The organism is Craterilacuibacter sp. (genome assembly GCF_051659485.1).
Classification (GTDB): Bacteria; Pseudomonadota; Gammaproteobacteria; order Burkholderiales; family Chromobacteriaceae; genus Craterilacuibacter.
The window spans coordinates 1-4,853 of record NZ_JBOFOO010000209.1 but is presented as its reverse complement, the minus strand read 5'-3'; the positions used below and the strand labels follow the sequence as shown (position 1 = coordinate 4,853).

General features: G+C 61.0%; 4 protein-coding genes. 1 reads left to right on the top strand and 3 read right to left on the bottom strand.

Annotated elements, in window-relative coordinates; genetic code table 11:
* Window positions 1-65: 65 nt before the first annotated feature.
* Window positions 66-1,478 carry a DHA2 family efflux MFS transporter permease subunit gene (locus ACRC1E_RS07525; protein WP_438514487.1) on the top strand — a complete coding sequence of 471 codons (1,413 nt, stop codon included), beginning with the start codon at window positions 66-68 and terminating at the stop codon, window positions 1,476-1,478.
* A gap of 57 nt (window positions 1,479-1,535) precedes the next feature.
* Here the strand turns inward: ACRC1E_RS07525 and ACRC1E_RS07520 are convergent, their stop codons facing one another.
* From ACRC1E_RS07520 to ACRC1E_RS07510, 3 genes are all read right to left on the bottom strand, one after another.
* Window positions 1,536-3,497 carry a PhoX family protein gene (locus ACRC1E_RS07520; RefSeq protein WP_438514486.1) on the bottom strand — a complete coding sequence of 654 codons (1,962 nt, stop codon included), beginning with the start codon at window positions 3,495-3,497 and terminating at the stop codon, window positions 1,536-1,538.
* Between the two features lie 181 nt (window positions 3,498-3,678).
* The gene (locus ACRC1E_RS07515; protein WP_438514485.1) at window positions 3,679-4,467 is read right to left on the bottom strand and encodes an SPOR domain-containing protein; all 789 of its coding nucleotides are present in this window, start codon (window positions 4,465-4,467) and stop codon (window positions 3,679-3,681) included.
* On the bottom strand, window positions 4,464-4,853 hold a 390-nt coding region (locus ACRC1E_RS07510; protein ID WP_438514484.1), incomplete at its 5' end, for a type III pantothenate kinase. The genes ACRC1E_RS07510 and ACRC1E_RS07515, both read right to left, overlap by 4 nt.

Genomic DNA, 4,853 nt, shown 5'->3' with positions numbered 1-4,853 from the left:
GGGCGTACCGGTATCATGATCAGTTAATGCCGGCAGAATGAAATGCCGGCATATATAGTTCATGAATGCTAAACATCCTCCCGCCCCGTGTCGACGGCGTCTCTCCCTGGCTGCCCTGGCTCGCTGCCATCAGCCTATTTATGGAGACGCTGGACGCCACCATTCTCAATACGGCACTGCCTTCCATGGCGGCCAGTCTGGGCGAAAGCCCGCTGGTGATGCAATCGGTGCTGGTGGCTTACGTACTGACGCTGGCGGTACTGGTGCCCTTGTCCGGCTGGATAGCCGACCGCTTCGGCACACGTCGCGCCTTTATCTGCGCCATCCTACTGTTTACCACCGGCTCCATCTTGTGTGCCGCCGCGCAAACGCTGCCGCAGATGATCGCCTGCCGCATCTTGCAGGGGATGGGGGGGGCACTGATGCTGCCCACCGGACGCCTGGCCGTACTCAAAAGCTATCCCGACAAGAATACGCGGATGGAGGTGCTGAACTTCATCGCCCTGCCCGGCCTGATAGGCCCGGTACTCGGCCCTTCGCTGGGGGGGCTGATCGTCCAGTACAGTAGCTGGCACTGGATTTTTCTGGTCAATGTGCCGGTCGGAATCCTGGGATTGGTACTGGCGATAAAGCATATGCCGCAACTATCCGACCCCGCTGCCCGCATAGATATTCCCGGCTACCTGCTGTTTGCCGGCGGGGTGTTGCTGATCTCCTACGCGCTGGAAATGTTCGGCGAACACCGACTGGGGGCTGTGGGTACGCTGGGAATGATCAGCAGCGGCGTGCTTTGCATCGGCGCTTATATCCGCCACGCCAGGCGCCACAAAGCACCACTGTTCCCGCTGGCTATTTTCCGCAACCGCGTATTCAGTGTCGGCATTCTTGGCAACTTGGTAGTACGCCTTGGTTCTGGCGGCATCCCCTTGCTATTGCCGCTGTTTCTGCAACTGGCCTTTCTATACTCGCCGGCCCACGCCGGCCTGTTGTTGATGCCCATCGCTGGTGCGGCACTACTGGTCAAACCGGTGGTGGTGCCATTGATCAAGCGCTTTGGTAGCTTCCACGTGCTGATGGTGAGCAATAGCGGCGTAGGCGCTGCCATCATGGCGCTAGCGCTGGTCGGGCCCGACACCAGCAATCTGTACTTTGTACTGGTGATGCTGGTCTTAGGTGCCTGCATCTCGCTGCAATTTTCGACCCTGAATTCCACGGCGCTCGCCTGCCTGCCTCCCGAACAAGCCAGTGCCGGCAATATGCTGCTCTCCACTGCCATTCAGCTGGCGCTGAGCATGGGGCTGACTTTCTCCATTGTGATACTGTCGCTTTTTCTCGGACAAAGCTTCCACCCCGACAGCAGCGCGACCTTTACTGCCTACCGCTACACCTTCATGACACTGGCCATCATGACCTGGGCCAGCAGTGTGGTCTTTCTACTGATACGCAAACCGGCCGCCACCGAAAAAAAACCGGCATAAGCCCGGCCGGCAGCTGAAGCCCGTGGGTATATCTTGGGCTTCAGCTGCGCGAGCGTTTTAGCTACCGATCACGCCGCCATCCAGCTTGCGGATCACCACAGTGGCCGAACGCGGACGACCGGCAGCAGCCCCGTCCGGCCAGCTCGAGATCGCCGTCGGCTTGGCCGGGTCTGAGCGCTCGCTCTCCGGCTCGCCCGGGTGCTGGATATTGATAAATAGCGTCTTGTTATCCGGCGTGAAACTGATACCGGTGATCTCGCTGCCGTTGGGGCCGGTCAGGAAGCGGCGGAACTCGCCGGTTTCCGGGATCACCGCCAGCATCTGGTTGTTACCCATCCCCGCGTATTCCTTCATGTTGACGGTCGAGGTCGATACGTCGGTCTGCACCCACAACACACCCTGCTGATCAAACGACAAACCATCAGCACTGCCGAAAATATCGCCCTTGAGCGCGCCTTTATGCTCGCTCTTGACGGCATCCGGCTTGCCGGCCAGTGCGAAAATGTCCCACTTGAAGGCGTTCGCCGCCGCATTGCCGCCGGCCTCGTGCCAGCGGATGATATGGCCGAACTTATTATCGGCGCGCGGGTTGGCCGCATCGACGCCGGGCTTGCCCTCGCCACCACGCTCCGAGTTATTGGTCAGCGTGCAATACACTTCGCCGGCCACCTTGGGATTGATGGCGATCCACTCCGGGCGGTCCATCTTGGTGGCACCGACCACATCCGCAGCCATGCGCGCCTTGATCACCACCTCGCCCTGATCGGCAAAGCCGCGGCTCGCGTCAACTCCGTTCTGGCCGTGCACCAGCGGCAGCCACTGGCCGGCGCCATCGGCATCGAAGCGCGCCACATACAGCGTACCCTCGTCCAGCAGACGGCTGTTGGCCTTGCGGTTATTCGGCTGATAACGGTTTTTCGATACGAACTTGTAGATGTACTCGAAACGCTGGTCGTCACCCATATACACCACCGCACGGCCATCCGGTGCGATCGTCACCGTTGCTCCCTCGTGCTTGAAACGCCCCAGTGCCGTGCGCTTGACCGGCTTGGACTTCGGATCGAACGGATCAATTTCGACCACCCAGCCAAAGCGGTTGGCCTCGTTCGGATTGAGCTGCAGATCGAAGCGGAAGTCTTCCCATGCCCACTTGTAGCCGGCATCCTTGTTCTTGATGCCGTAGCGCTTCTCGTTGTCCGACAGCGCGCCTGAATCGTTGACGAAGTAACCGTCAAAGTTCTCCTCGCAGGTGAGGTAAGTGCCCCACGGCGTCTGGCCGTTGGCGCAGTTATTCAGCGTGCCCAAGATCTCGACGCCGAGCGGGTCTGCTTCGGTCTTCATCAGCGTGTGACCACGTGCCGGGCCACCGATAGCGATCGGCGTACTGGCGGTAATGCGCCGTGCGTACTTCGACGGACGCACCACGCGCCAGCCGCGCCCCTTGCCGGCATCCTCCACCTCGATCACCGATACGCCGTTGGCCGCCTGCGCCTTCTTCACCTTGTCGCCATCCCAGCTTTTCATGCCGTCGCTGTGCAGCAGGCCGTCATCGGTGTACTCATGGTTGATAGCCAGCAGGCCATGCTTGGAAGTCTTCGTACCTTGCGGCAGGCCGAAATACGCCATACCGTCATGATGCATGCCGGCCTGCACGGCCTGCTCGGCAGCGCTATTCGATGCATCGGCCTTGAATGCGGGGCTCATGCCCTTGATTCCGACCGGGTCACCCCATGCATACAGCACATCGGCCGCATAGCCCTGCGGCACCACGACCCTGTCCTCGACCGAGAACGGCACTGGCGCAAAGCCCAATACCGCCGGTTTCGCCGACAAGGGTGCGGCCTGAACCAAAGCCGGCAACAAACCCGCGCTCAAACCGGCTACGCCGGCGGCCCCCCCCGCTTGCAGCACACTGCGGCGTGAAAAACGGGCATCCAGCACGGCAGAAAATGCGGAATTGTCCGACGTGTTACTGCATTCTTCCACGCCGTGATGCTTGATCTTGTAGCTGTCGCTCATGAAGGACTCCATTAGATTCTGCCGCGAAACCGGCCGATAGCAACAACGATAAGTCCTGCGTGTGACAGCAGGATCAAGAAAAAATGACATACATATTACGGGAAGGGGAGGGAACGACGAACGGGAGGCAGCACGCAGGAAAGGCCGCAGCCGGGAGCAAGACACCCCCGGCCGGAATGCTTCAGTTACAGCTAAATGGCTGGACAGCGATGCCGGGCAATAGCCGCTGCTGTACGGCTTTGAGTTTATCGGCTTGTGCCGAGGTCAGCGCACGCAAGCTTATTGTGGTTTTATTGCTGCGCTGGCCACGCGCATCGATCTGCGCCTGATCAAAGCCCAAGCTCTTCAAACGTTTGACCAGTGCTTGGGCACCGGCTTCCTTGGCAAACAGGCCCAGCGATAGATAACCGCGGTACGGCCCCTCATTGCGCACGATATAACTATCCAGACCTTTGGCCTTGAGTTCGGCGATCAGGGTTTGCGTCTCCGACTGGGTCGCAAGCGGCGGATAATAGACCCAGGCCTTGCCACCCGCCTGCTTCTCTTCACGCACGCTATCCGAGATCTGTGCCGCCGGCAGGCGCAGCGTCGCCACGCCACCACGGGCACGGGCCAACTGGCTATCGGTCAACTCGCCCCAGCGATAGCACAGCTTGGCTTCCACGACTTTGGCCTCCGGCACCTTGGCCGCCTTGGCTAGCAAGGCAGCAGGCGCACTGGCGGTCACGGCCGCCGCAACGACAGCAGCCGGCGGCATCGTCGCCGGCATACTTGCCGCGATCGGGGTTAATGGTGCGCTGGCAACGGGCGCGCTAGCCGCGATGCTTGAAAAGGCATTTTCCGGCAGCAGGCTGATGAGCTGCGGGCTGGCTTCGCGCGAGCGGAAATCATCCTGAGGCGTCTGCTGCAGGGCGATCAGCCCAGCTAGCAACAGATTAAGTACCACTACCGCTGCAAAAATCCACTTCATGCCGAGTTCGCCACGCTGAGAAGTCCAAGAATCACCAGATTATCCACGATACGTACCGGCGCGGCGAGGTGAGGCAGCAAATAGGCGGCATCACCCCCCGTCAGCAATACCGTCGCACCGCTGCGGCCGGTATGCGCCTGCAAGCGTGCGCGCATGCGCTCGATCGCACCGGCTTGCGCATCCACAATGCCGCTGGCAATGGCGTCTTCGGTCCCCTGCGGAAAATGCTGGCACTCACCGACGGGCCGGTCCAGCTGTGCCGTACCGCGTGCGAGGCTGTGGCGCATCAGTTGCTGCCCGGGCAGGATCAGCCCGCCCAGATAGTCGCCCTCTGCCGACAGGGCCTCGACCGTCAGCGCGGTGCCGGCGCAGGCCACCACCACGTC

What these genes read in the sequence shown, in the direction of transcription:
- ACRC1E_RS07515 (WP_438514485.1), bottom strand. Translation starts at nt 4,467, where the DNA reads ATGAAGTGGATTTTTGCAGCGGTAGTGGTACTTAATCTGTTGCTAGCT.
- ACRC1E_RS07520 (WP_438514486.1), bottom strand. Translation starts at nt 3,497, where the DNA reads ATGAGCGACAGCTACAAGATCAAGCATCACGGCGTGGAAGAATGCAGT.
- ACRC1E_RS07525 (WP_438514487.1), top strand. Translation starts at nt 66, where the DNA reads ATGCTAAACATCCTCCCGCCCCGTGTCGACGGCGTCTCTCCCTGGCTG.